We start from the raw sequence: 24,468 nt of genomic DNA, 5'->3' as shown, positions 1-24,468 counted from the left end.
CGGCATGCCTCATGAGCGCACCTCCACATGGTGGCGGCGCATGGGCAGCAGGCCCTGCGGGCGCCAGATCATCATCAGCACCATCACCAGGCCGAAGATCAGCATGCGGTACTCGGAGAACTCGCGCGCCAGCTCGGGCAGCACCGTCAGCAAGATGGCCGCGATGATCACGCCCAGCTGCGAGCCCATGCCGCCCAGCACCACGATGGACAGGATCAGCGCCGATTCGATGAAGGTGAACGATTCGGGGTTGACGATGCCCTGGCGCGCCGCGAAGAAGGCGCCGCCCAGGCCGGCGAACATGGCGCCCAGCGTGAAGGCGGACAGCTTGATCTTCATGGGGTTCAGGCCCAGGGAGCGGCAGGCGATCTCGTCCTCGCGCAGCGCCTCCCAGGCGCGGCCTATGGGCATGCGCACCAGGCGGTTGGAGATGCACAGCGTGATCACGGCCAGCAGCAGCGCCATCAGGTACAGGAAGATCACCATGTGCAGCGAGCTGAACTCCAGCCCCAGGAACTGGTGGAAGGTCGTGCCGCCCTCGGTGGAGGGGTTGCGCGTCATCTCCAGGCCCAGCACCGTGGGCTTGGGGATGCTGGAGATGCCGTCCGGCCCGCCCGTGATGCTGGTCAGGTTGACCAGCATCAGGCGGATGATTTCGCCGAAGCCCAGCGTCACGATGGCCAGGTAGTCACCGCGCAGCCGCAGCACCGGAAAGCCGAGCACGAAGCCGAACATCGCGGCAGCGGCGCCGGCCAGCGGCAGCGCTTCCCAGAAGGACCAGCCGGCCCAGTGGAACAGCAGCGCATAGGTGTAGGCGCCCACGGCGTAGAAGCCCACGAAGCCCAGGTCCAGCAGGCCGGCAAAGCCCACGACGATGTTCAGGCCCAGGCCCAGCATCACGTAGATCATGGCCAGCGTGGCGATGTCCACCGCGTTGCGGCCCGCGAAGAAGGGCCAGGACACGGCGATCAGCAGGGCGGCCAGGATCAGGCCGTTGCGGTGGCTGGGGCGTGCGTGCGGCAGCGAGGGCAGCGAGACCTTGGGCATCTTCGCCGCGATCAGCGGGCGCAGCAGCTGCACCAGGAAGACCAGGGCGCAGGCCCAGGCCACCACCGTCCAGTCGGGATTGATGATGGTGCGGGTGCCGGCGCGCTCCAGGTGCAGGCCGAAGATGGGCGTGACGACCACGGCGGTCATCACCGTGGCGATCAGGGCGTCGCGCAGGTTCAAGGTGGGTTTGGCTTTCATCAGACCTTCTCCACTTCAGGCTTGCCCAGCAGGCCCGTGGGGCGGAACAGCAGGATCAGCACCAGCAGGCCGAAGGCCACGATGTCCTTGTACTCGGACGAGATGTAGGCTGCCGCAAAGGTCTCGGCCACGCCCAGCAGCACGCCGCCCAGCATGGCGCCGGGGATGGAGCCGATGCCGCCCAGCACCGCCGCCGTGAAGGCCTTGATGCCGGCCAGAAAGCCGATGAACGGGTTGAGCTTGCCCACGGCCAGCGCGATCAGCACGCCGCCCACGGCCGCCAGCATGGCGCCCAGCACGAAGGTGAACGAGATCACGCGGTTGGTGTCGATGCCCAGCAGGCTGGCCATGTGCATGTCCTGGGCGCAGGCGCGCGAGGCACGGCCCATGCGGGAATGGCGGATGTACAGCGTCAGCAGCACCATGAGCACGATGGCGACCACGATGATCAGGATGCGCGAGTAGGGCACATAGATCTCGAAGCCACCTTCGGCGCCGAAACGCAGCGCGCCCGGCAGCAGCGAGGGCACGGCCATGTCGCGCGCGCCCTGACCCAGGGCCACCCAGTTCTGCAGGAAGATGGACATGCCGATGGCCGAGATCAGGGCCACCAGGCGCGGGCTGCGGCGCAGCGGCTTGTAGGCCACCTGTTCCACCACCAGGCCGTAGACGCCGGTGATGAAGACCGACACCACCAGCATCAGGCCGATGATGGCCCATACGGGCAGGCCGCTTGTCGTGCCGATGGCCGACAGCGTGACCAGGCCGATGTAGGCGCCGATCATGTAGATGTCGCCGTGGGCGAAGTTGATCATCCCGATGATGCCGTAGACCATTGTGTAGCCGATGGCGATCAGGGCATAGATGGCGCCCAGGGACAGTCCGTTGAACAGCTGCTGTATCAGCTGAGGTAAGAGTTCTGACATGGTGTAATGCCGCCCCAAAACAGGAAAAGGCCTAAAAGGCCAGGATGCAGACAACCGGGACACGCGCAAGCGTGCCCCGGCCAGTCAACGAGGGGGATTACTTGGCAGCGACCGACTTGCTGCCGTCCTTGTGCCATTCGAACACCTGGAAGTCGAAGGACTTCAGGTCGCCCTGCTTGTTCCAGCCCACCGAGCCCAGAACGGTCTCGAAGTTGGACTTGTGCAGGTGGTCAGCCACCTTGGCGGGGCTGTCGCCCACGGCCTTGATGCTGTCCAGCAGCACTTGCGTGGCGGCAAATGCGGTCAGCTGGAAGGCGCCCGAGGGATTGCGCTTCTTGTCCTTGAAGGCCTTGACCACGGCGGCGTTCTTGGGGTTGGCCGAGAAGTCTGCAGGCAGGGTCACCAGCATGCCCTCGACGGCGTTGCCGGCGATGGCGTTGACTTCGGGGTTGCCCACGCCTTCGGGGCCCATCATGCGGACCTTCAGACCCTGCTCGGAAGCCTGGCGCAGCAGCAGGCCCATTTCAGGGTGGTAGCCACCGTAGTAGACGAAGTCCACACCGGCGCTCTTGAGCTTGGTGATGACGGCGGAGTAGTCGCTGTCGCCGGCGTTGATGCCTTCGAACAGGGCCACTTCCACGCCGGCCTTCTTCAGGTCGTCGCGCACGGAGGAGGCAATGCCCTGGCCATACGACTGCTTGTCGTGCAGCACGGCAACCTTCTTGGGCTTGGCCTTGTCCAGGATGAACTTGGCGGCGGCAGGGCCCTGCTGGTCATCGCGGCCGATGGTGCGGAAGATGAAGTGGTAGTTCTTGCCGTCGGTCAGGGCCGGGGAGGTGGCCGAGGGGGTCACGACGACCACGCCTTCGTTGTTGTAGATCGGGGCGGCGGCAATCGATGCGCCCGAGCAGACGGGGCCGATCACGTAGCCGATCTTGGCGTTGACCACGCGGTTGGCGGCCACGGGGCCTTGCTTGGGTTCGCAGGCGTCATCGACGGACACCAGCTCGATCTTCTTGCCATTGACGCCGCCAGCCGCATTGGCCATTTCCACGGCGGTGTTCACGCCTTCCTTGACCATGTCGCCGTACTGCGTCAGCGGGCCGGTGGTGGGAACCACCATGGCGATCTTGATTTGCGCATGCGCTGTGGAGAACAAGGCGGCACCAGCCAAACCCAGGGCGGCGACGACGGTGTGCATGCGGAACGGAATGCTCATGAGTACTTCCTTCAACTTTGGGTAAAGCGTTCTGAAAAACGCGGTGGCTCCTGTAGGGGCGATCCGCGCAAAGAAGCACAGATTAATCTCCTGGTTACCAATGGCAACAGGGTATCCCGGGGCTGGCGCGCATGCAGGCTTTTCGCTAAGGGCTGGATGTCATCGCAGGCCGCTTGTCAACGCCGGTTTTGGGCGACGAAAACGCCTGATGCCGACGGTGCACCCAGACGGTGCTGCATGAAACCAATATGACCGACTGCAAGAAGGGGAAACACGTACACGGAATGTTGCATTGCAGCAACGCGACAGGTGGCGCCGGTTTCCGTGTTTCTGCGGTGGATCAAAACGGCACGGTGGATTCGAAACGCAGCGTTTGGCCCGACAGGGGATGGGCCAGCTCCAGCTGGTGCGCATGCAGCAGCAGGCGCGGCGACAGGGCCTGCACGGCGGCATCGGCATAGAGCGCATCGCCCAGGATGGGATGGCCCAGCGCCGCCATGTGCACGCGCAACTGGTGGGTGCGGCCCGTCACGGGCTGCAGCTGCACCCGCGTGGTGGGTGTGCCCTGGTCTTCGGTGGCTGCGGGCATGGCGCGCCACAGGGTCTGGCTGGGCTTGCCCTGCAGGGCGTCGATGATGCGCAAGGGGCGCCGCTCCCAGTCGGCGGCTATCGGCAGGTCGATGCTTTGCCAGGCGTCGGCCTGCTGCGCGGCAGGGCGGCCGGCGATCACGGCCACATAGCGCTTGTGCACGCGGCGCTGCGCAAAGGCTTCGCTCAGGAGGCGCTGGCTGGCCAGGCTGCGCGCCATGACCACCAGGCCCGAGGTGGCCTGGTCCAGCCGGTGCACGACCAGCGCATCGGGCCAGCGCTGCAAGGCGCGGCCGCTCAGGCAGTCCTGCTTGTCGGGGCCGCGCCCGGGCACGCACAGCAGGCCGGAGGGCTTGTCCAGCACCAGCAGCTCGGCGTCCTCGTACAGGCAGGAGACACCTGCATCGGTATCTGCATCGGCATCGGCAGCAGTACCAGCACCGAGGCACTCCTGCAGCCGTTCAGCGCTTGAGCCGCTCACCGTTCATTCAGGAGCCTGTGCACGGTGGCGCACAGCTCCTCCACGTCATTGGGCTTGTGCACCAGGGCCCGGGCGCCAGCGGCCATGGCGGCCTGCTCGATCTCGGCGGTGATGTAGCCCGAGGCCAGGGCGATGGGCAGCAGGGGCTGGATGGACAGCGCCTCGTACACCAGGTCGATGCCGCTGTAGCCGGGCATGTTGTAGTCGGTGACCAGCAGGTCGTAGTCCTGGGGGGCGGCGCGCAGCGCCTCGGTGGCCTCGTGCGGATCGGTGAAGCCGCTGACCTGGTAGCCGCGACGGCGCAGCAGGCGCTGCACGAGGAAGACCAGGGCCTGGTCGTCGTCCACGTACATCACATGCTGTTGTGCGGCCTGCGGGTCGGGCAGCAGGGCGAACTGCGGGCCGGTCGGGGTTTCTGCGGCTGCCAGCGGCTCCGGCAGGCTGGGCGGCGTTTCGGCCACGGGCGCCTGGGCTGGTGCGTGCTCGGCGGGCGCCAGGGCGTCGGCCGGGGGAAAGTACAGCGTGAAGCGGCTGCCTTGTCCTGGAATGCTGTACACGTCCACGGCGCCGCCGTGGTTGCGCATGACGCCGTGCACCACGGGCAGGCCCAGGCCCGTTCCCTGGCCCACGGGCTTGGTGGTGAAGAAGGGCTCGAAGATGCGCTGCAGCGTGCGCGCATCCATGCCGGGGCCGTTGTCCTGCACCGACAGCGCCACGTAGCTGACGGGCGGCAGGCCCAGGCGCTCGCACAGGCGCTGGTCGGGGCGCACCAGGTCGGCGTCCATCTGGATCAGGCCGCGCCGCTCACCCAGGGCGTGCATGGCGTTGGTGCACAGGTTGAACAGGGCCTGCTCCACCTGCATGGCGTCGGCCAGCATGGGGGGCAGCTGCGGCGGCACATGCACCTGCAGCTCCACGGCGGGCGGCAGGGTCACGCGCAGCAGCCGCGCCGTGTCGCCCATGACTTCGCGCGCCTGCACGGGCTTGCGCTGGGGCGGCTCGTTGCGGCTGAAGGTCAGGATCTGGCGCACCAAGTCGCGCGCGCGGCGGCCGGCCTTTTCGATCTCCTGCAGGCTTTCGATGGCCGCGGCATTGCCGCCGCAGTCGGCCTTGGCCAGCTCCACGTTGCCCAGGATGGCGCCCACGATGTTGTTGAAGTCGTGCGCAATGCCGCCGGCCATGGTGCCCAGGGCCTGCATCTTGTGCGATTCGCGCAGCTGGTCTTCCAGCTCGTTGCGCTGGGCCTCGGCCTTCTTGCGGCTGGTGAGGTCGCGCGCGAACACGGTGGTGGTCTCGCCGCCGCTGTGGTGCTCGAAGGAGACACTGACCTCGACCGGAATCTCGCGGCCGCTGGCCGTGCGCGCCGTCATCTCGCCCAGCACGGCCTGCGTGGTCAGCGGTGCAAAGGACAGGGCCTGGGCTGCGTCGGGCAGGAAACGCTCCAGCGGACTGCCGAGCGCGTCGTGCGGCGGGCACAGGAACAGGGCGGCGGCCGTGGGATTGAACACGGTGATGCGCTGGTCCGAGTCCAGGCAGATGATGGCGTCCAGCGCCGAGTTGATGACCGATTCCAGCCGCCGCTCGCTCAGGAACAGCTGGTGGTTGCGCTGCTGCAGTGCCAGGCGCTCGGCCAGCAGCGGGCCCTGGTCCACCACGGCGCACAGGTACTGGGCAATGGGCGGACCGCTTTGCTGGGGGATGGCGATGCAGGCCACGTGCAGGTCGGCGCGCAGCTGGTGCTGCTCGGTGATCTCGAAGCAGACCTCGTGGGCCTCGGTGCGGCCCAGCTCGCGTGCGGCGGAGAAGGTCTCGCGCACGCGCTCGGCGTCGTCCGGGTGCACGAAGGGCGCGAAATTGACCAGCAGCCGGTCATGCTCGGAGGGCTGGAAGGCGCTGTGCGCCATGGCGTTGGCCTGCACCACCATGTCGTGCTCGTCCACCACCAGCAGGGGCAGGGGGATGCTGGCGAACAGGGCCTCGAAGCGCTCGGAGGCGCTTTCGGCCACGGCCTGGCTGTAGTCCAGCACGCGGTTCTGGATTTCCAGTTCGCGCTGGTAGTTGCGCAGCTCGGCCACCAGGGCCTGCAGCGGGTCGTCTTCGGGCTGGAAGAGGGGGAAGCGTTCGACGGGGGGCAGGTCGGCGCCGGGCGCCAGCAGCGCATGCAGGGGCAGGTGCTCGTCGTCGCGAGGCGGATCGGAATGGTCTGGGCTGCTCATCGCGGGCTGGCGCTGGGGAAAGCGGCACATGCCGCACAAATCCTGGTGGCCCGCGCCCGGCGTCCGGCAGATTACCGGAGCCCGGCGCGGGCAGGGCCGCAGTGTACGCGCGCCAGGCGGGGCGCCACAAGCGCCCCTTGCGGTGGCAGGTGCTTCAGCTCAGGTAAGCGTCCACGGGGATGCAGCTGCAGTACAGGTTGCGGTCGCCGTAGACGTTGTCCACGCGGCCCACCGGGCACCAGTACTTGGACTGGCGCAGGGCAGCCACCGGGTAGGCAGCGGCCTCGCGGCTGTAGGGGTGGGCCCATTCCGAGGCCAGCAGCGTCTCGGCCGTGTGCGGCGCGTTCTTGAGCGGGTTGTCGTCCTGGGGCAGGCTGCCCTGCTCGATGGCGCGGATTTCCTCGCGGATGGCGATCATCGCGTCAACGAAGCGGTCCAGCTCGTACAGGCTTTCGCTTTCGGTGGGCTCCACCATCAGCGTGTTGGGCACGGGGAAGGACAGCGTGGGCGCATGGAAGCCGTAGTCGATCAGGCGCTTGGCCACGTCCTCGGCCATGACGCCCGTGCTTTCCTTGAACTGGCGCAGGTCAAGGATGCACTCGTGCGCCACATGGCCGTGCTCGCCTGCGTACAGCGTGGGGTAGTGGTCGCGCAGCCGGGCGCTGATGTAGTTGGCGCTGAGGATGGCGGTCTCGGTGGCCAGGGTCAGGCCCTGGGCACCCATCATGCGGATGTACATCCAGCTGATGGGCAGCACGGCCGCATTGCCCAGCGGCGCGGCGCTGATGGCACCCGTGCCGCCCGCAAGGCCCGCCGTGGCATGGCCGGGCAGGAAGGGGACGAGGTCCTCGACCACGCAGACGGGGCCCACGCCCGGGCCGCCGCCGCCGTGCGGAATGCAGAAGGTCTTGTGCAGGTTCAGGTGGCTGACATCGCCGCCGAAGCTGCCCGGTGCGGCCAGGCCCACCAGGGCGTTCATGTTGGCGCCGTCCACGTAGACGCGGCCGCCATGGTCATGCACCAGCTTGCACAGCTCCTTGACCTGGGTCTCGAACACGCCGTGCGTGCTGGGGTAGGTGATCATGATGCACGCCAGGTTGGCACTGTGCTGCTCGCACTTGGCCGCCAGGTCCGCCATGTCGACGTTGCCGTTGGCATCGCAGGCGGTGACCACCACCTGCATGCCCACCATCTGCGCGCTGGCGGGGTTGGTGCCGTGGGCGCTGCTGGGAATCAGGCAGACGTTGCGGTGCGACTGGCCCCGGCTCGCATGCCAGCCCTTGATGGCCAGCAGGCCCGCGTACTCGCCCTGGCTGCCGGCATTGGGCTGCAGGCTGATGCCGGCGTAGCCCGTGGCCTGGCACAGCCAGTCGCGCAGCTGCTTGTCCAGTTCCGCATAGCCCTGCTGCTGGTCGGCCGGGGCAAAGGGGTGCACCTGGGCGAACTCGGGCCAGGTGATGGGAATCATCTCGCTGGTGGCGTTGAGCTTCATGGTGCAGGAGCCCAGCGGGATCATGCTGCGGTCCAGCGCCAGGTCCTTGTCCGACAGCTGGCGGATGTAGCGCAGCATGGCGGTCTCGGAGCGGTGGGTGTTGAACACCGGGTGCGTGAGGAAGTCGCTGCTGCGGCGCAGGCCGTCAGGGATCAGCGGCTCCACGCCCTTTTCGAAGGCGGCGAAGCTGGGCAGGGCCTGGCCGTCCCTGGCGAAGATCTTCCACAGCAGCTCGACATCGGCGCGCGTGGTGGTCTCGTCCAGCGAGATGCACAGGTATTCCTTGAAATACACGCGCAGGTTGGCGCCCAGGGACACGGCACGCTCCACGATGGCCTGCGTGGCCGCACCCGTGTGCAGGCTCAGCGTGTCGAAGCTGGGCACCTCGCGCAGCGGCGCGCCCAGCTCGGCCAGGCCGCGCGCCAGGATGGCCGTGTACGAGGCCACGCGGCGGGCGATGCGCTCCAGGCCCTCGGGGCCGTGGTAGACGGCGTACATGCTGGCCACCACGGCGGGCAGCACCTGGGCCGTGCAGATGTTGGAGGTGGCCTTTTCGCGGCGGATGTGCTGCTCGCGCGTCTGCAGTGCCAGGCGGTAGGCGGGCTTGCCATGCACGTCCACGCTCACGCCGACCAGGCGGCCGGGCAGGGAGCGCTTGAACTCGTCGCGGCAGGCCATGAAGGCGGCGTGCGGGCCGCCCGCGCCCATGGGCATGCCAAAGCGCTGGGTGGTGCCCACCACGATGTCGGCGCCCCATTCGCCGGGCGGCGTGATCAGGGTCAGCGCCAGCAGGTCGGTGGCCACGATGAAGGCGGCCTGCTTGCCATGGGCCTTGTCCACGTCGGCGCGCAGATCGTCAATGCGGCCGCTGGTGGCGGGGTACTGGGCCAGCACGGCGAAGTAGTCGCCCTCCATCAGCTGGTTCCATTCTTCCAGCGAGTTGGCCAGCAGCACCTCGATGCCCAGCGGCGCGGCGCGCGTCTGGATGACTTCGATGGTCTGGGGATGGGCATCGCCGGCCACCACGAAACGGTTGCTCTTGCTTTTGACGGAGCGCTTGGCCAGCGTCATGGCCTCGGCGGCCGCCGTGGCCTCGTCCAGCATGGAGGCGTTGGCAATCGGCATGGCCGTCAGGTCGCAGACCATGGTCTGGAAGTTGACCAGGGCCTCCATGCGGCCTTGCGAGATCTCGGCCTGGTAGGGCGTGTAGGCCGTGTACCAGGCGGGGTTCTCCAGAATGTTGCGCAGGATGACGCCGGGCGTGTGCGTGCCGTAGTAGCCCTGGCCGATGAAGCTTTTGAGCAGTTGGTTGCGGCCTGCCAGCGCCTTGAGCTCGGCCAGCGCCTGTGCCTCGGTGGCCGCCGGCGGCAGCGCCATGGGCTGGTGGCGCCGGATGGAGGGCGGGACGATGGCGTCGATCAGCGCATCGCGCGATGCCGCGCCAATGGCGCTGAGCATGTGGGCCTCGTCTTCGGGCGCAATGCCGATATGGCGGGCCACGAATTCGGTGGCGTTCTCGAGGGCGGCAAGGGGCTGGGTGGAGGACATCAGCATGGAGGGACCTGTCTCAAAAGCTGAAAAGCGCCAGGGCGGGCCCTGGCGCCCGTCCTGGCTGGAAAGTGGCGTCAGTTGCTCTGTGCGAAGGCCGTGTAGGCGGCTTCGTCGAGCAGCGCGGCCAGCTGGCCTGCGTCGCTGAGCTTGACCTTGAAGAACCAGCCTTCGCCCAGCGGGTCGCTGTTGGCCAGGGAGGGGTCGTCGCGCAGGGCTTCGTTGACTTCGACGATCTCGCCGCTGACGGGCATGTAGACATCGGCGGCGGCCTTGACGGACTCGACCACGCCGGCCACATCGCCCTGGTTGAAGCTGGTGCCCACGGCGGGCAGATCGACGAACACCACGTCGCCCAGCGCATCCTGCGCGTGGAGGGTGATGCCGACGATGGCCGCGTCAGGGTTGGCGGCGTTGATCCATTCGTGGTCCTTGGAATACTGGATGCTCATGGCTTGCTCCGATAGAAACTGAAAAAGAAACCTGTGAAAGGCGGTTTGAGAAAGGTCAGTGCGCACTGTAGCGGCATGCGATGGCAGGAAAAACGAATCCGCCGAACTCGATCCACGCCAAGCGCGCAGGCTGTCCTCAACCGCGGTGATAGCGGGGCGCCACGAAGGGCGTGGCCTGCACCTGCATGGGCACGGCCTTGCCGCGCACCATGGCCTGCAGCGTGGTGCCGATGGCGGCGCTGCCCGGCTCCACATAGGCCAGTGCCACGGGCTGGTTCAGCGTGGGCGACAGCAGGCCGCTGGTGACCTGGCCGACCTTGCGGCCGCTGGCATCCAGCAGCTCCGTGCCTTCGCGCACGGGCACGCGCTCCAGGGCCACCAGGCCCACGCGCTTGCGCGTGAGCAGCTCGGGCGACTGCAGCTGGGCCAGCACGGTGGCCGCGCCGGGAAAGCCGCCTTCGCGCTCGCCACCAATGCGGCGGACCTTCTGCACGGCCCAGTTCAGGGCGGCCTCGGCCGGGGTGGTGGTCGTGTCCAGATCGTTGCCGTACAGGCACAGGCCGGCTTCCAGGCGCAGCGAATTGCGCGCGCCCAGGCCCACGGGCCTGACTTCGGGCTGGGCCAGCAGGGCACGGGCAAAGGCCTCGGCGTGGCTGGCGGGCAGGGAGATCTCGAAGCCGTCCTCGCCGGTATAGCCGCTGCGCGTGATGTACAGCTCGGCGCCTTCCCAGTCGAAGTGGCCGCCCGTCATGAACACCAGCCCGGCCGTGTCGGGCAGCAGGCGCTCCATGGCGGCTGCTGCCTGCGGGCCCTGCAGCGCCAGCAGGCCCCGGTCGAACTGGGGCTCGATTTCACAGCGCTGGCCGATGCGGGCCTGGATGTGCGCCAGGTCTTCGTGCTTGCAGGCGCCGTTGACGATCAGGAACAGGTCGTCCTCGCGGCGCACGAACATCAGGTCGTCCAGAATGCCGCCCGCGTCGTTGAGCAGCAGGCCGTAGCGCTGGCGGTGTTCGCCCAGGCCCAGCACGTCCATGGGCAGCAGCGATTCCAGCGCCGCGTCGGCATCCGGGCCGCGCAGGCTGATCTGGCCCATGTGCGAGACATCGAACAGGCCTGCCGCCTCGCGCGTGTGCAGATGCTCGGCCATCAGCCCCTGCGGGTATTGCACGGGCATGGAGTAGCCGGCAAACGGCACCATGCGCGCGCCCAGTTCCTGGTGCAGGTCGAACAGCGGGGTCTTGAGCAGATCGGTGGTGGAGGCAGCGGTCAAGGAGGGACTCTCTTTTCGGCAAGGGGCAAGGCACAACGCCATCCCGGAATCCCGGGATGTCCTGCCCTGCTGTCCGCTTTACCTGAGAGATTCACCCGCACCTTCCATGCGTGGGGCTTGCTCCTTCGGTGGATGGGGCACACCGCCGTGCCCTGCATCTCTCTCCAGCTAGGAACGCCTGCGGCCGTGGCGGCAGGCGGTGCCAGTCCTTTTGCCTGAGCGTTCGGGGCGAACCCTGCGCCTTCGGCGGTGCCGCTGCCTGTGACCATTGCGGCCGGGCGGGCACTCTCTCCTGACCGGCGCATTCTAGCTGCGGCCAGCGTCCGCGCGGCTTCGGGATTTCCGCGGGCCGACTGCCGTTCCATGCGCTTGCCTGCATGGATGCATTTGCAAATTGCATAACTGTCTAAAAAATCTCCTACATTGAGATGCATCGATATATGAAATCTCGTGAGCGAGAAGGAAGAAGCGCACATGCAGCAGACGCTGGGAGACACATTGGCCTGGCCGGCACGTTACCTGCCGAACAAGGAAGCACTGGTCGCTTGGGAGGGCGGCGAGCGCCGCGCCTGGACCTACGCCCAGCTCGATGCCGAAGTCAACCGCCACGCCCACGGCCTGGCCGAGCTGGGCATAGGCCATGGCGACGTGGTCGCGGCCTTTCTCTACAACACGCCGGCCTTTGTCTTCACCATGCTGGCGGCCGCGCGCCTGGGCGCCATCTTCAATCCCATCAACTACCGGCTGGCGGCGCAGGAGCTGGCCTTCATCCTCAAGGACGGTGCTGCGCGCGCCCTGGTGTTCGAGCACGAGGGCGGCGAGGTGGCCGCACGCGCCCAGGCCCTGCTCAAGGCCGAAGGCGGCGGCATTGGCACGGGCATCGAGCACTGGATCTTTGCCGACGATGCCCCGGCCGACCCGCTGCCGGTCTGGGCCACGCAGCGCCTGTCCGCCCTGGCCAGGGGCCGCAGCAGCGCGCCGCCCCAGGCCCATGTGCGCGAGAGCGACCCCTGCATCCTCATGTACACCAGCGGCACCACGGGCCGGCCCAAGGGCGTGCTGCATACGCACCGCAGCAAGCTGGCGCACAACGCCCTCATGCACCAGACCATGCAGTTCACGCGCGACGACGTGGGCCTGGCCATGGCGCCGCTCAACCACACGGCCGAGCTGCACACCAGCTTTTTGCCGCGCCTGCAGGCCGGGGCCACCCAGGTGTTGCTGCGCCGCTTTGACGTGACCGAGGCCTGGCGCCTGATCCGCGAAGAGCGCGTGAGCTTCTTCTTCGCGGCGCCCACCATGGTCACCATGCTGCTGGCCGACCCCATCGCCTCGCCCGAGCAGGCGCCCGCGCTGCGGCTGGTGGAGTACGGCGGCGCCTCCATGGCGCCGCACCTGATCCGCGAATGGACACGCAAGGTCGGCAGCGACCTGGTCCAGGTCTACGGCACCACCGAGATGGGACCTTGCATGTCCATCCTCCTGCCGCGCGAGCAACTCTCGCACGCGGGCTCGGCGGGGCTGCCCTCCATGGGCCATGACCTCATCGTGGCGCGCCTGCGCGAAGACAACGCCCCCACCGATCCGGCCGAGGCCTGCCTGCCCGGCGAGGTGGGCGAGATCCTGGTGCGCGGCCCCTGCATGATGGCCGGCTACCTCAACCGCCCCGACGCCAACACCCGCGCCCTGGCGCACGGCTGGTACCACACGGGCGACCTGGGCCACATCGACGACGACGGCTATCTCTGGATCCGTGACCGCATCGACTACATGATCAATTCGGGTGCCGAGAACGTCTATCCGCGCGAAGTGGAAGACGCGCTGGTCGAGCATGCCGACGTGCTCGAAGTCGCCGTCATCGGCGAGGCTGATGAGCGCTGGGGCCAGATCGTCGCCGCCCACGTGGTCGCCAAGCCTGGCGCCACGCCCACGGCCGAGGCGCTGGACGCCTTCCTGGTCCACGGCGACCGCCTGGCCGCCTACAAGCGCCCGCGCCGCTACCACTTCCGCGAGGCCCTGCCCAAGACGGCCAGCGGGAAGATACAGAAGCAGTTGCTGAGGGTGGTGGTGGCAGCCTGAGGCTGCGGCCTGCGTTTACTTCTGCGCAGTACAGCACTGCGCCATCGAGTTGCGCAGCCACCGATGCATGGCATCCCCCTGCTTGCGCACATGCCAGGCCTGCTGGTAGGCAAACCGGGGCAGCTCCAGCGGCGGAGCGAAACGGCGCAGCGTTTTGTGGCGGCGCAGGTCGCCAATGGCGCGGCTGCCCACGGTCAGCACGAGGTCGGTGCCTGCCAGCACCTCCAGCGCCGCGCTCCAGTGGGGCAGGGCCAGCACCACGCGGCGGCTCAGGCCTTGGGCGGCCAGCGCCTTCTCGATTTCCTCGCTGGCGTCGGGCCGCATGGCCAGCATGACGTGCGGGCGCTGCAGCCAGTCCTGCAGTGACAGCCCGCCGCGTGCAGGCAGCACGGCCTGGTCGGCCACGCTCACGAACTGCTCCTGGAACAGATCCTGCACCTCGATGCCCTCGGGCAGGTCGGGTGCGTCGGGGAAGGGCCCCAGGGCCAGGTCCAGTTCGCCATCGGCCAGCTGGGCCAGCATCACCTCGCGCGTGGACTGGCTGATGGCCAGGTCCAGCCCGGGTGCGTGCTGGCGCAGATGCCGCATCAGCGGCGGCAGCACGATGCGCGATGCGTAGTCCGACAGCGCCAGCCGCAGCCTTCCGCGTGCGTGGGCGGGGTCGAACTCCGCCTGTGCCAGCAAGCCGTTGAGGCTGCCCAGCGCATCCGCCAGCGGTTGCACCAGGCCTTGCGCGCGTGCCGTCAGCGCCATGCGGCCACCGCGCCGCACCAGCAACGGGTCGCCCAGATGCTCGCGCAGCTGCGCCAGCGAATGGCTCATGGCCGGCTGGCTCTTGTGCAGGCGCAGGGCCGCGCGCGTCACATGTTTTTCGGCCAGCAGGGCGTGCAGGGCCAGCAGCAGGTTGAGGTCGATCCGGCGCAGTTCATCCATGCCATGAATATAGACCGTGCACACAAACGATTTCCATCAACGCACTGGATGCGAGAGCATGCAGGCATCGATTGACAGAAGAAGAAAGGTCTTACTGCATGACAGGTAAAAGCACATTCACCGCCCTTGCTCCCGTGGCCATGGCGCTGCTGGCGGGGGCCATCCTGCCATTCCAGGCTGCCAGCAATGCCTTGGTGGGCCGCCTGCTGGGCCACCCGCTGTGGGGCGCGCTGGTCTCGCTGGCCGTGAGCATCATGGTCGTGGTGCCTGCACTGTGGGTGCTGCGCGCGCCCGCTCCGGCCATGGCCCAGGCGGCAGCGGGGCCATGGTGGCTATGGATAGGCGGTGTGCTGGGGGCCATCTATGTGGCCAGCGCGGCCGCCGTCACGCCCAGGCTGGGCGCAGGCGGCTTCCTGGTCTGCGTGGTGGCGGGTCAGATCGTGGTCTCGGTGCTGGTGGACCACTTCGGCCTGATGGGCCTGGGTGCACGGCCGGTCAACGCAACGCGCCTGGCCGGCGTGGCCTTGATCCTGGGTGGCGTGCTGCTGGTGGTGCAGGGCGGGACGGCCCGTGCAGCGGCGGCCCCATGAGTGCCGCAAGCACGCCCTGCTTCAGCGGCGAAGGCCCCGGCCTTGCCCGCGTCAGGCGGGCATGCCCGGCGGCACGGCGGCCGGCCTTGCCGCTGGCGGACGTTCCTGGCGGGCATCTGCCGTGCCGGGCAGGAACCGGCCCAGCCGGATGACAAAGCAGGCCCCGCCTCCGGCAGCCGGCTGGAAGAACGCGTCGCCTGCGTGCAGCCTGGCGATGCGCCTGACCACGGACAGGCCCAGACCATGCCCGTTGACGTGCCTGGTGGCGCTTGCGCGTTCATAGGGCTCGAAAACCTGTCCTGCCGCTTCGGGCGCAAGGCCCGGCCCCTGGTCGCTGACGGAAATCAGCAGGTCACCGGACGCATCGCAGCGGGCGGCCAGGGTGATGTCGCCCGCCTTGGCATATTTGATGGCGTTGCCGACAAGGTTGGAGATGGCGATGCGCACCAGGACAGGGTCGCATTGCCATTGCTGCGGGCCGTGTTCCAGATCCAGTTTCAGGCGATGCCGCCGGGACCAGCCGACGAGCTCTGCAGACTCCTCCAGGAGTTCATCCAATGGCGTCTGCTCCAGTTGCAGCCGGAACGCGCCCGCGTCCAGCCGGTCGTTGATCAGGCAGGTGTCCACCAGGGTCATCAGCCGGCGCGAAGCCCTGCGTATCTGGGACGCCTGCTCGATGAGGGAGTCCGCGTCCGTCGTCGGGAACGTCTGCAGCTCGGTCGCGGCGCCGTCCACGATGGTGAGCGGGGTGCGGAACTCGTGGTTGATCATGTTGAAGAACTGGCGCTGCTCCAGCCGCATCTCGCGCTCGCTGTGCAAGGCTGTCTGCAAGGCCTGCTGGGCCGTTTGCAGCTGTGCGGTGCGCTGCAGGACCTTGGATTCCAGCTCGCGCTCGGCCGCCTGGGCGCGTGACAGGGCCTGCGTCCGCTCACTGCGCAGGGCACGCTCCGCCACCCGCGTGCGATTGGTCACCGCCATTCCCAGCAGGATGGCCTCGGAAACACGCCCGGCAAACCACAGCATCTGTGCCGATGGCAGCGCAACATCCGGCAGCAGGCCCTGGGTTCTCAGCAGGTTCAGGATGCCCAGGGCGGAAGGCACCGCAAACGCCAGCGCGCCCGGCAGGTATTGCCACTGCCTTCGGACCACCAGCAGGTACAGCACGAAGACCGCACCGAACGATGTGGACACCAGGGCCGTGAACACCACGGCACGCGAGATCTGCGCATAGCCACCCAACAGTGCCAGGCCCAGTGCGATGGCATTCAGCCAGGCCACTACGCTGAAGAGGTGCGCAGCCCAGATCCAATGGCGGCGGAACTCGAACAATTGGCTGAAAAACACCGTCGCCACCACACAGAAGCTGCAGTAGGCGATGGACAGCGCATGCTGGGGCTGGTCGGCGCCGGGCAGCCACAGGCCTTCGGGCCGGTAACGGAAAGCAGCGTAGGCAAAGCCGGCTGCCAGGAGCGCGGCGCAAAGAATGTAGAGCCTTTCCCTGAGCCAGCACCACAGGATCAGGCTCATCAGCGTGATGGCCAGGGCCGAGCCCATGTACGCGTAAAGCAGCATGGCGGCCGGCGCCATGCTCCTGCCGGGAAAGACCGCAATGCCCTGGTCTGCCTGGGGGTTGGGCAGCAAGCGGGTGAGCAGTGCCAGAAGCGCTGCAGCTGCCAGGGCCTGCACCAGGGTCTGCACCAGCCATTGCGCTGCAGCACCCGTTCGCCAGTGCCTCCGGCGGCCTTCGGTGGGGTTGTCTTGCGTGTGGATCAAGGGTCCGATTGGTTGAAGTGGCGTGCGCCCATATATGTCCGCCGTGCAGGCTTGCGGGGGGCCATTGTGCACCGGCGGCCATTGCGGGAAAGCGCTGTCTGTCGCCTGCCAAGTGCCCCAATGCAACAGGCCGCCCCGCTGCGGATAAGCGGGGCGGCCTGTAACGGGCTCCTGGTCTGGATCACGCATCCGGGCGCTGGCGGTAGTCGGCGGGGCTGGGTGAATGGTTTTGCTGCGCCGGTAAGCGTGCTCCCATGCAGACAAGTGTGCGCGTTTGGTCTCAGAAAATGCTGCTTTATTTCTTCAAAACAGGCGTTGCTACAGAAAATTATTCTGCGCCTGCCTGTTTTGCAGTAGATTGCCGGCCATGGACATCCTCGACAGAAAGATTCTTTCCGCCCTGCAGGCCAACGCGCGCGCCAGCCTGCAGGAAATCGGCGCGGCCGTGGGCCTGAGCGCCTCGCCCTGCTGGGCACGCATCAAGAAGCTGGAAGAGGCGGGGGTGATCGAGGGCTATACCGTGCGCCTGAACCCGCTGGCGCTGGGCCTGGGCGATACGGTGCTGGTGCAGGTCACGCTGGACAGCCATTCGGACAACACGCTGGAGAAATTCGGCGAGATGCTGGCGACCATTCCCGAGGTGGTGGAGGCGCATCTGGTCTCGGGCGAGTACGACTACCTGCTGCGCGTCGTCGTCAAGGACACGCGTGACTACGAGCGCCTGCTGCGCGAGAAGCTCTACAAGATCAAGGGCATACGCCACAGCCAGTCCAGCTTTGTGCTGCGCACGCTGAAGAAGGCCGACCTGCCGCTGGGGGTCTGAAGTCCATGCCCTCTGGCCAGGCGCCGCCGCCCGCTCCCTACCGCGAACACTCTCCGCCGCCCGCCTTGCGGCCGCACTTCCAGTGCCTGTGGAGCAGTACCGTGGCCCCGGACTATGCCGGTGGCTTTCTCGTGGTGCCCGATGGCTGCGTGGACATCGTCTGCAAAGGCGGGCGGCTGCTGGCCGTGGGGCCTGACAGGGTGGCTGCGCGGCCCGCGCTGGTGCCGGGGTCCGAGGTATGGGGGGCGCGCTTCGGCCCCGGTGCGGCCAGCGCCTGGCTGGGCCTGCCCATGGACGAGATCGTGGGGCAGGCGGTGGAGCTGGGCGATCTGCTGGGGCCGCGTGCGCGGGAGTGGGTGCATCGCATCAACGATGCGCAGCCGGGCGCTGGGCAGGCCGTGTTCATCCATGGACTGGTGCAAATGGGCCGCGACGCCCCAGCGCCGGACCGGCAGGCCATGGAGCTGTTCAATGTGGCGGCTGCAGCCGGGCGGGATGAATCCGGTGTGCTGGCCGCCATGCGCGCGCAGCTGGACATGCCCGAGCGCAGCCTGCGCCGCTTGTGCCACGCGCAGTTTGGCTACGGCCCAAAGACCCTGGAGCGCGTGCTGCGCTTTCAGCGCCTGCTGGCCCTGGCACGGTCTGACCGGCAGGCAGGTCTTGCGGCGCTGGCGGCGGACGCCGGGTATGCGGACCAGGCGCATCTGTCGCGCGAAGTGAGGGCGCTGTGCGGCATCACGCCCCGCGCTGCCCTGCAGCAACTGCTGGATTGAGCGGCCCGTCTGGCCGTTTTGTTCAAGACCGCTGCCACGGCGTGGCCGATGATGGCGGCCTACCAGCATTCAACGGAGCAGCACATGGGTATCAGGGGCAAGAACCACCAGATCGACAACATCGAGTTCAACGTGGCCGACATCGCGCGCAGCAAGGCGTTCTACGGAGAGGCCTTCGGCTGGACCTTCACCGACTACGGGCCGAGCTACACCGAGTTCAGCGACGGCCGGCTGACGGGCGGCTTCACCACCGGCGAGGAGGTGCGGCCCGGCGGCCCGCTGGTCATCCTCTACGCCGACGATCTGGCCGAGGCACAGCGCCGCGTGGAGGCAGCCGGGGCCGGGGCCGTGATCAGCCGTGCGGTGTTCGCGTTCCCGGGTGGCCGCAGGTTCCACTTCACCGATCCGGACGGCTACGAGCTGGCCGTGTGGTCGGCCGATGCCTGAAAGCCAACAGCCCGCATCTGCGGGCTGTTTTTCATGGGGACTGGGCCGGGCGTCAATCGACGTTGGAGCCCAGCTGCATGTCCTTGTACTTCACGATGTGCGTGCCCTTGACCAGGCGGTAGCCGCCCCAGATCAGCAGGAACAGCGGCAGGCCGATGTAGGTGGCGACCACGCCGGTCCAGTCGATGCGGTCGGCCATGAAGGCCTCGTAGTTCTGGCCCAGCGTGATCACCATGCACAGCACGAAGGCGAAGATGGGGCCGAACGGGAACCAGGATGCGCGGTAGGGCAGCTGGTTCAGGTCCAGGCCCTGGGCCTCGAAGCCCTTGCGAAAGCGGTAGTGGCTGATGGCAATGCCCAGCCAGGCGATGAAGCCCGTCATGCCCGACAGATTCAGCAGCCAGATGTAGACCAGCTGCGGGCTGAAGATGTTGGTCAGGAAGCACAGGGCCGCCACCACGGTGGTGGCCAGCAGGGCCAGCGTGGGCACGCCGCGCTTGTTGACATACGAGAACATGCGCGGCGCCATGCGTTGGCAGGCCAGCGTGTAGAGCATGCGCGTGGAGGCGTACATGCCCGAGTTGCCGGCCGACAGCACCGAGGTCAGCACCACGGCGTTCATCACGGCGGCGGCCGACAGCAGGCCCGCGCGCTCGAAGACCAGGGTGAAGGGGCTCACGCTGATGTCGCCCAGATCATTCTTGAGCAGGTGCGGATCGGTGTAGGGGATCAGCAGGCTGATGACCAGAATGGCGAAGACGTAGAACAGCAAAATGCGCCAGAACACCTGGCGCACGGCGCGGGGCACGTTCTTGGCGGGGTTCTCGGATTCGCCAGCGGCAATGCCGATGAGCTCCGTGCCCTGGAAGGAGAAGCCCACGATCATGGCCACGCCGATCAGCGCCGAGAAACCGCCCGCAAAGGGCGCGTCGCCCTGGCTCCACAGGGCAAAGTTGCCCCAGACGCCTTCAGGCGCGCCGCCCCGCACGATGCCCAGGATCATGAGCACGCCCACGCCGATGAAGAGGATGACGGTGGTCACCTTGATGGCGGCGAACCAGTACTCGGCCTCGCCGAAGCCTTTGACCGAGATGGCGTTGAGGCCGAACATGATGGCCAGGAACAGGGCGCTCCACAGCATGCCGTTGCCGTCGGGGAACCAGTAGGCCATGACCAGCTGGGCGGCCACCAGGTCCACGGCAATGGTGACGGCCCAGTTGTACCAGTAGTTCCAGCCCAGCGCGAAGCCGAAGCCTTCGTCCACATAGCGCGCGCCGTAGGTGGCGAACGAGCCCGAGACGGGAAGGTTGGCGGCCATTTCGCCGAGGCTGGTCATGAGGAAGTAGACCATCAGGCCCACGATCATGTAGGCCAGCAGGGCGCCGCCGGGGCCGGCCTGCGAGATGGTGGCGCCCGAGGCAACGAAGAGGCCGGTGCCGATGGAGCCGCCGATGGCGATCATGGACAGATGCCGCGCCTTGAGTTCGCGCCTGAGCGCGGTGGGAGCGGCATTCTTGGAGTTGTCTGCTGCCATGGATGTGTCGATTGGTGGATCAGATCCCGCGCGGCCGCTGGCCGGCGCGGGGGCAGGAATGCAAAACAGGAAAAACAAAAGAGCCGCTGTGTCGCGGCCCCATCAAGGTGCATGCACCACGAAAAGGCGTGATTGTCCGAGAACGCTGCCATCGTGGAAAGGCAGGAGTTTAATCCCCCTTCACCCACATAAGCGGAACTGAATCCGAACCCACTGTGTGCATGGCGCCACGCCGTCTGCGGCCCGCCTGCCTGCCTGCCTACCACTGTGTCTGCGCCAGCAGCAGCTGGGCCAGTGCCTTGATGCGCGGCGAGGCCTGGCGCGTGCGCGGGTAGACCAGGGACAGTTCGCGGGCGCGGCCCTCGTGCTGGGGCAGCAGCCGCACCAGCCGGCCCGCCTGAAGGTGCTCGCGCACCGCGAACTCCATGACCTGGGCCACGCCCAGGCCGCCCAGCGAGCCTTCCACCAGCGGATCGCCGCTGTCGAAGGTCACGGTCTGCGGCGCAGGCCAGTCCAGCATCTCGCCATTGCCCGCCAGGAACTGCCAGGGCACGCGCCGGCCCAGGTAGTGGTTGTAGACGGCCATGCAGCTGTGCTGCGCCAGCTCCTGCAGCGTCTGCGGCGTGCCGCGCGCCGCGAGGTAGGCGGGCGAGGCCACGGTCACCCAGCGCAGCGGCGGCAGGGCGCGGGCAATCATGCGGCTGTCTGCCAGCGGGCCGATGCGCACGGCCGCGTCAAAGCCTTCCTCCACCATGTCCACCATGCGGTCGGTGAAGCTGGTGTCGATCTGCAGCTGTGGATGCTCGCGCAGCAACTGCCCCAGCAGCGGCACCAGCACGATGCGGCCCAGCATGGACGGCGCCGTCATGCGCAGCACGCCGCTGGGCGCGCAGCGCCGGTCGCTTACCAGCTGGCGCGCCTCTTCCAGCCCGGCGATCAGCGGGGCGCAGCGGTCCACCAGCGCACAGCCATCAGGCGTGAGCGAGACGCTGCGCGTATTGCGGTGCAGCAGCCGCGTGCCCAGGTCCTTTTCCAGCTGGGCCACGGCGCGCGAGATGCGTGGCTGGCTGGTGCCCAGCAGCGTGGCGGCCTGGGTGAAGCTGCGGCTTTCGGCCACCTTGATGAGCAGGTGCACGGCGTTGAGATCCATGGCATGTCTCCAGATTCGATTAATGCAGTTTTGCATAAGAAAAATGAAAATCTGCTGTTTATCTTCACAAGTGCATTAATTAGGATCGGCGCCATGCCAATGACCGATTCCCCCGGCGCCCTGCGCCACCCGCGCGCCGCCCTGGCGCTGCTGTCCCTGTCCCAGCTGCTGATTGCGCTGGATGCCACCATCGTCTTCGTCGCGCTCGACGCCATGGGCCAGCAGTTGCAGATGGACGCGCACCATCTGCAATGGGTGGTCAGTGCCTACAGCGTGGCCTTTGGCGGCTGCCTGCTACTGGGCGGGCGCTGCGCGGACCTGCTGGGCAAGCGGCGCATGTATGTGGCGGGCATGGCGCTGTTCGGCCTGGCCTCCCTGGTCGGCGGCTTTGCCTCGCAGCCCTGGCAGCTGGTGCTGGGCCGCGCAGGGCAGGGCGTGGCCGGGGCGCTGCTGTTTCCGGCCACGCTGTCGCTGATCAACACCTTGTATGCGGCAGGGCCCGAGCGCAACCGCGCCCTGGCCGTGTGGAGCATGGCGTCGGCCGGCGGGCTGGCGGCCGGCGCGCTGCTGGGCGGCGTGCTTACGCAGACGCTGGGCTGGAACTGGGTGCTGTGGGTGCTGGTGCCCGTGGCCTGGCCTTGTGCCATGGCGGCGCTGCGCTTTCTGCCGCCCTCGGCCCAGACCGGGCGCGCCGCGCCGGGCCAGGGCTTTGATCTGGCCGGCTGCCTGAGCGTGACCGTGGGCAGCAGCCTGCTGGTGACGGCTCTGGTGCAAGGTCCTGAATGGGGCTTTGCCAGCGCCGCCACGCTGGGGACGCTGGCCGTGGCCATGGCGGCGCTGGCCCTGTTCTGGCGCATCGAGGCGCGCATCGCCTCGCCGCTGATGCCGCTGTCCCTGCTGCGCGTGCCCAGCCTGCGCGCGGCCATGCTGCTGACCATGATCTTCATGAGCAGCTTTGGTGTGCAGTACTACTTTCTGGCGCTGTATTTCCAGCAGATCTTCGGCTGGAGCCCGCTGCAGGCCGGCATGGCCTTTTTGCTGCCCACGGCGGTCTGCACGCTGGGCATCCGCTGGGCCGAACACTGGCTGCACCGCTCCACGCCGCGTACCGTGCTCGTGGGCGGCTGGGCCGCAGGCACCATCGGCCTGGCCTACATGGCCTGGGCGCTGCCGCTGGGCGGCAGCTATGTCTGGCTAGTGCCCGGCTTCGTGGTACTCAGCCTGGGCCAGGGCGCGTGCTGGACCGCCATGTGGGTGGTGGCCGGCCAGGGCGTGGCGGCTGCGCAGCAGGGCGTGGCCTCGGGCATTGCGGCCACGGCCCAGCAAGTGGGCGCGGCGCTGGGGTTGGCCCTGCTGGTCATGGTGGCCACGGCGCCGCTGGCCGGCATCACGGCGCCCGATGCGCTGCGCGAGGCCACGGCCCGGGGGCTGCAGCAGGCCGAATGGGGTGCTGCACTGATCGCGCTGCTGGGGTGGGTGGTGTCTGCGGGCATGCGCCGCGCACCGGCAAGCCAGGCCGTGCCGGGCGCGGAGCAGCCGGCCTGCTCGCCTTGAGGTCACTGGCCCGCAGTTACCATCTGCGGCTGCTCTGCACACCCCTCACCACCAACCCACATGGCAGAAACGAGCATCTCCAGCGACTGGGTCCGGCATTCGCAACTGGGCGCAGGCCTGGAGCGCATCGAGGCCTACTTCGGCGGGCACGGCTATGCGCCCCACAGGCACGACACCTATGCACTGGGCCTGACGCTGTCCGGCGTGCAAAGCTTTGCCTACCGCCGCAGCCAGCGGCACAGCCTGCCGGGCGGTGCCATGGTGCTGCATCCCGATGAATTGCATGACGGCCACGCGGGCACCGACGCAGGTTTTCGCTACCGCATGGTCTATGTGGAGCCAGCCCTGATCCAGCAGGTGCTGGGCGGCAGGCCCTTGCCCTTTGTCGAGGGCGGGCTGTCTGCCGATCCGCGGCTCAAGGCCGCGCTGCTGCCGCTGCTGCAGGGCCTGGATGAAGACCTGGAGCCGCTGGCCCGCGACGACGCCATCTACGACCTGGCATGGGCGCTGGACGCCGTGGCGGGCCGCCGCAACGTCCGGCGCCTGCCCGACCTGGGGGCCGTGGAGCGCGCCCGCGCCTGCATCCACGACGCGCTGGTGCAGGGCGTGACCCTGGATGCTCTGGCACAGGCCAGTGGCCTGGACCGCTGGCGGCTGTGCCGTGACTTCCGCGCGCTCTACGGCACCAGCCCCTACCGCTACCTGACCATGCGCCGGCTGGACACCGTGCGACGCCTGCTGCTGGCCGGGCAGGGCGTGGCCGATGCCGCACTGCAGGCCGGCTTCTTCGACCAGAGCCACATGGCGCGCCAGTTCGCCATGGCCTATGGCGTGCCGCCCGCACGCTGGCTCAGGCGCCTGGGCGCGGCCTGAGCTGCACGATCGTGCAAGACCGGAGGGATGGCGCTTCCTAGCATGGAGGCTTCACACGCTTTCATAAGGTCTGCCCATGACGTTCCCCGTTGAAAACCGCCCCTACGAGGCCATCAACTTCCCCGAGAAATTCAGCCGCTTCACCGGCCAGTGGAGCCCCCGCGTCGTTGCCGAGATGAACGACTACCAGTTCAAGATCGTGCGCGTGCAGGGCGAGTTCATCTGGCATTCGCATGCCGAAACGGATGAAGCCTTCCTGGTGCTGGACGGCGAGCTGCGCATCGACTTCCGTGATGGCCATGTGCTGCTGCGCCAGGGCGAGCTCTACGTGGTCCCCAAAGGCACGGAGCACAAGCCCAGCGCCGAGCGGGAAGCCCGCCTCATGCTGATCGAGCCGCGCGGGGTGCTGAACACCGGGGAGGAAGGCGGCGAGAGGACGGCGCTCAACGATGTGTGGGTTTAGCCAGCCCGCAGCCATCCCATGAACAAGGGGCGCCGC

At 67.9% G+C, this 24,468-nt stretch carries 20 protein-coding genes and 2 riboswitches; of the genes, 8 read left to right on the top strand and 12 right to left on the bottom strand.

Annotated features, from left to right (window positions below; genetic code table 11):
- Nucleotides 1–9: 9 nt before the first annotated feature.
- From A4F85_RS02840 to gcvT, 8 genes are all read right to left on the bottom strand, one after another.
- Nucleotides 10–1,248: a high-affinity branched-chain amino acid ABC transporter permease LivM gene (locus tag A4F85_RS02840; protein WP_043824703.1), complete on the bottom strand. Its 1,239-nt coding sequence runs from the start codon at nucleotides 1,246–1,248 to the stop codon at nucleotides 10–12.
- The gene (gene livH, locus A4F85_RS02835; protein ID WP_063325595.1) at nucleotides 1,248–2,174 is read right to left on the bottom strand and encodes a high-affinity branched-chain amino acid ABC transporter permease LivH; all 927 of its coding nucleotides are present in this window, start codon (nucleotides 2,172–2,174) and stop codon (nucleotides 1,248–1,250) included. The genes A4F85_RS02840 and livH overlap by 1 nt, the downstream gene beginning before the upstream one ends.
- A 97-nt stretch (nucleotides 2,175–2,271) precedes the next feature.
- Nucleotides 2,272–3,393: a branched-chain amino acid ABC transporter substrate-binding protein gene (locus A4F85_RS02830; protein ID WP_012206134.1), complete on the bottom strand. Its 1,122-nt coding sequence runs from the start codon at nucleotides 3,391–3,393 to the stop codon at nucleotides 2,272–2,274.
- 340 nt (nucleotides 3,394–3,733) lie between these two features.
- Complete coding sequence (locus A4F85_RS02825; RefSeq protein ID WP_063325947.1) at nucleotides 3,734–4,438, bottom strand: RluA family pseudouridine synthase; 705 nt, start codon at nucleotides 4,436–4,438, stop codon at nucleotides 3,734–3,736.
- A 20-nt stretch (nucleotides 4,439–4,458) separates the two neighbouring features.
- A complete protein-coding gene (locus A4F85_RS02820) occupies nucleotides 4,459–6,678 on the bottom strand; it encodes a PAS domain-containing hybrid sensor histidine kinase/response regulator (RefSeq protein ID WP_063325948.1) in 2,220 nt (739 codons plus the stop codon).
- A 154-nt stretch (nucleotides 6,679–6,832) separates the two neighbouring features.
- Nucleotides 6,833–9,724, bottom strand: a complete 2,892-nt coding sequence (gcvP, locus tag A4F85_RS02815; protein ID WP_063325594.1) for an aminomethyl-transferring glycine dehydrogenase — start codon at nucleotides 9,722–9,724, stop codon at nucleotides 6,833–6,835.
- 71 nt (nucleotides 9,725–9,795) lie between these two features.
- Nucleotides 9,796–10,170 (bottom strand): glycine cleavage system protein GcvH, encoded by a 375-nt coding sequence (gene gcvH, locus A4F85_RS02810; RefSeq protein ID WP_012206130.1) that lies wholly within the window; start codon nucleotides 10,168–10,170, stop codon nucleotides 9,796–9,798.
- Between the two features lie 136 nt (nucleotides 10,171–10,306).
- Nucleotides 10,307–11,440 (bottom strand): glycine cleavage system aminomethyltransferase GcvT, encoded by a 1,134-nt coding sequence (gene gcvT / locus A4F85_RS02805; RefSeq protein WP_442856592.1) that lies wholly within the window; start codon nucleotides 11,438–11,440, stop codon nucleotides 10,307–10,309.
- Nucleotides 11,441–11,499: 59 nt separating this feature from the next.
- A riboswitch (glycine riboswitch) is annotated at nucleotides 11,500–11,618 on the bottom strand.
- A gap of 15 nt (nucleotides 11,619–11,633) precedes the next feature.
- Nucleotides 11,634–11,745: riboswitch (glycine riboswitch) on the bottom strand.
- Nucleotides 11,746–11,914: 169 nt separating this feature from the next.
- Between gcvT and A4F85_RS02800 the strand changes: the two genes are divergently transcribed.
- Nucleotides 11,915–13,519: a fatty acid--CoA ligase gene (locus A4F85_RS02800; protein ID WP_063325946.1), complete on the top strand. Its 1,605-nt coding sequence runs from the start codon at nucleotides 11,915–11,917 to the stop codon at nucleotides 13,517–13,519.
- Between the two features lie 15 nt (nucleotides 13,520–13,534).
- Here the strand turns inward: A4F85_RS02800 and A4F85_RS02795 are convergent, their stop codons facing one another.
- A complete protein-coding gene (locus A4F85_RS02795) occupies nucleotides 13,535–14,452 on the bottom strand; it encodes a LysR family transcriptional regulator (protein ID WP_063325592.1) in 918 nt (305 codons plus the stop codon).
- A 98-nt stretch (nucleotides 14,453–14,550) separates the two neighbouring features.
- Here A4F85_RS02795 and A4F85_RS02790 point away from each other — a divergent pair, with 98 nt between their 5' ends.
- Nucleotides 14,551–15,042, top strand: coding sequence for a DMT family transporter (locus A4F85_RS02790; protein WP_063325591.1), 492 nt, complete (start codon nucleotides 14,551–14,553; stop codon nucleotides 15,040–15,042).
- 51 nt (nucleotides 15,043–15,093) lie between these two features.
- Here A4F85_RS02790 and A4F85_RS02785 read toward each other — a convergent pair whose 3' ends face one another.
- Nucleotides 15,094–16,815, bottom strand: a complete 1,722-nt coding sequence (locus A4F85_RS02785) for a sensor histidine kinase (protein ID WP_442856590.1) — start codon at nucleotides 16,813–16,815, stop codon at nucleotides 15,094–15,096.
- 367 nt (nucleotides 16,816–17,182) lie between these two features.
- On the opposite strand from A4F85_RS02785, the gene A4F85_RS02780 reads away from it, so the two are divergent.
- The 3 genes from A4F85_RS02780 to A4F85_RS02770 all read left to right on the top strand — a co-directional run bounded on the left by A4F85_RS02780 (nucleotide 17,183) and on the right by A4F85_RS02770 (nucleotide 18,858).
- Nucleotides 17,183–17,638 (top strand): Lrp/AsnC family transcriptional regulator, encoded by a 456-nt coding sequence (locus A4F85_RS02780; protein WP_012206124.1) that lies wholly within the window; start codon nucleotides 17,183–17,185, stop codon nucleotides 17,636–17,638.
- Between the two features lie 5 nt (nucleotides 17,639–17,643).
- The gene (locus tag A4F85_RS02775) at nucleotides 17,644–18,411 is read left to right on the top strand and encodes a DUF6597 domain-containing transcriptional factor (RefSeq protein ID WP_063325590.1); all 768 of its coding nucleotides are present in this window, start codon (nucleotides 17,644–17,646) and stop codon (nucleotides 18,409–18,411) included.
- A gap of 84 nt (nucleotides 18,412–18,495) precedes the next feature.
- The gene (locus tag A4F85_RS02770; protein ID WP_063325944.1) at nucleotides 18,496–18,858 is read left to right on the top strand and encodes a VOC family protein; all 363 of its coding nucleotides are present in this window, start codon (nucleotides 18,496–18,498) and stop codon (nucleotides 18,856–18,858) included.
- 52 nt (nucleotides 18,859–18,910) lie between these two features.
- Here A4F85_RS02770 and A4F85_RS02765 read toward each other — a convergent pair whose 3' ends face one another.
- Nucleotides 18,911–20,392, bottom strand: coding sequence for an amino acid permease (locus A4F85_RS02765; protein ID WP_013801947.1), 1,482 nt, complete (start codon nucleotides 20,390–20,392; stop codon nucleotides 18,911–18,913).
- Nucleotides 20,393–20,651: 259 nt separating this feature from the next.
- Entirely contained in the window at nucleotides 20,652–21,542 is an 891-nt protein-coding gene (locus A4F85_RS02760; protein WP_012206120.1) for a LysR family transcriptional regulator, read from the bottom strand.
- Nucleotides 21,543–21,635: 93 nt separating this feature from the next.
- Here A4F85_RS02760 and A4F85_RS02755 point away from each other — a divergent pair, with 93 nt between their 5' ends.
- The 3 genes from A4F85_RS02755 (at nucleotide 21,636) to A4F85_RS02745 (ending at nucleotide 24,432) form a co-directional block, all read left to right on the top strand.
- A complete protein-coding gene (locus A4F85_RS02755) occupies nucleotides 21,636–23,096 on the top strand; it encodes an MFS transporter (protein ID WP_063325589.1) in 1,461 nt (486 codons plus the stop codon).
- Nucleotides 23,097–23,156: 60 nt separating this feature from the next.
- Complete coding sequence (locus tag A4F85_RS02750; RefSeq protein WP_063325588.1) at nucleotides 23,157–23,969, top strand: AraC family transcriptional regulator; 813 nt, start codon at nucleotides 23,157–23,159, stop codon at nucleotides 23,967–23,969.
- Between the two features lie 76 nt (nucleotides 23,970–24,045).
- Nucleotides 24,046–24,432 (top strand): cupin domain-containing protein, encoded by a 387-nt coding sequence (locus tag A4F85_RS02745; protein ID WP_063325587.1) that lies wholly within the window; start codon nucleotides 24,046–24,048, stop codon nucleotides 24,430–24,432.
- Nucleotides 24,433–24,468 lie beyond the last annotated feature (36 nt).

The organism is Delftia sp. GW456-R20, assembly GCF_001622915.1.
Lineage (GTDB): Bacteria > Pseudomonadota > Gammaproteobacteria > Burkholderiales > Burkholderiaceae_C > Comamonas > Comamonas acidovorans.
This window is presented reverse-complemented; position numbering and strand designations above follow the sequence as displayed.

What these genes read in the sequence shown, in the direction of transcription:
- A4F85_RS02795 (WP_063325592.1), bottom strand. Translation starts at nt 14,452, where the DNA reads ATGGATGAACTGCGCCGGATCGACCTCAACCTGCTGCTGGCCCTGCAC.
- A4F85_RS02790 (WP_063325591.1), top strand. Translation starts at nt 14,551, where the DNA reads ATGACAGGTAAAAGCACATTCACCGCCCTTGCTCCCGTGGCCATGGCG.
- A4F85_RS02765 (WP_013801947.1), bottom strand. Translation starts at nt 20,392, where the DNA reads ATGGCAGCAGACAACTCCAAGAATGCCGCTCCCACCGCGCTCAGGCGC.
- gcvP (WP_063325594.1), bottom strand. Translation starts at nt 9,724, where the DNA reads ATGCTGATGTCCTCCACCCAGCCCCTTGCCGCCCTCGAGAACGCCACC.
- A4F85_RS02800 (WP_063325946.1), top strand. Translation starts at nt 11,915, where the DNA reads ATGCAGCAGACGCTGGGAGACACATTGGCCTGGCCGGCACGTTACCTG.
- A4F85_RS02760 (WP_012206120.1), bottom strand. Translation starts at nt 21,542, where the DNA reads ATGGATCTCAACGCCGTGCACCTGCTCATCAAGGTGGCCGAAAGCCGC.
- A4F85_RS02830 (WP_012206134.1), bottom strand. Translation starts at nt 3,393, where the DNA reads ATGAGCATTCCGTTCCGCATGCACACCGTCGTCGCCGCCCTGGGTTTG.
- A4F85_RS02820 (WP_063325948.1), bottom strand. Translation starts at nt 6,678, where the DNA reads ATGAGCAGCCCAGACCATTCCGATCCGCCTCGCGACGACGAGCACCTG.
- gcvH (WP_012206130.1), bottom strand. Translation starts at nt 10,170, where the DNA reads ATGAGCATCCAGTATTCCAAGGACCACGAATGGATCAACGCCGCCAAC.
- A4F85_RS02750 (WP_063325588.1), top strand. Translation starts at nt 23,157, where the DNA reads ATGGCAGAAACGAGCATCTCCAGCGACTGGGTCCGGCATTCGCAACTG.
- A4F85_RS02745 (WP_063325587.1), top strand. Translation starts at nt 24,046, where the DNA reads ATGACGTTCCCCGTTGAAAACCGCCCCTACGAGGCCATCAACTTCCCC.
- A4F85_RS02775 (WP_063325590.1), top strand. Translation starts at nt 17,644, where the DNA reads ATGCCCTCTGGCCAGGCGCCGCCGCCCGCTCCCTACCGCGAACACTCT.
- A4F85_RS02780 (WP_012206124.1), top strand. Translation starts at nt 17,183, where the DNA reads ATGGACATCCTCGACAGAAAGATTCTTTCCGCCCTGCAGGCCAACGCG.
- A4F85_RS02840 (WP_043824703.1), bottom strand. Translation starts at nt 1,248, where the DNA reads ATGAAAGCCAAACCCACCTTGAACCTGCGCGACGCCCTGATCGCCACG.
- A4F85_RS02755 (WP_063325589.1), top strand. Translation starts at nt 21,636, where the DNA reads ATGCCAATGACCGATTCCCCCGGCGCCCTGCGCCACCCGCGCGCCGCC.
- A4F85_RS02770 (WP_063325944.1), top strand. Translation starts at nt 18,496, where the DNA reads ATGGGTATCAGGGGCAAGAACCACCAGATCGACAACATCGAGTTCAAC.
- livH (WP_063325595.1), bottom strand. Translation starts at nt 2,174, where the DNA reads ATGTCAGAACTCTTACCTCAGCTGATACAGCAGCTGTTCAACGGACTG.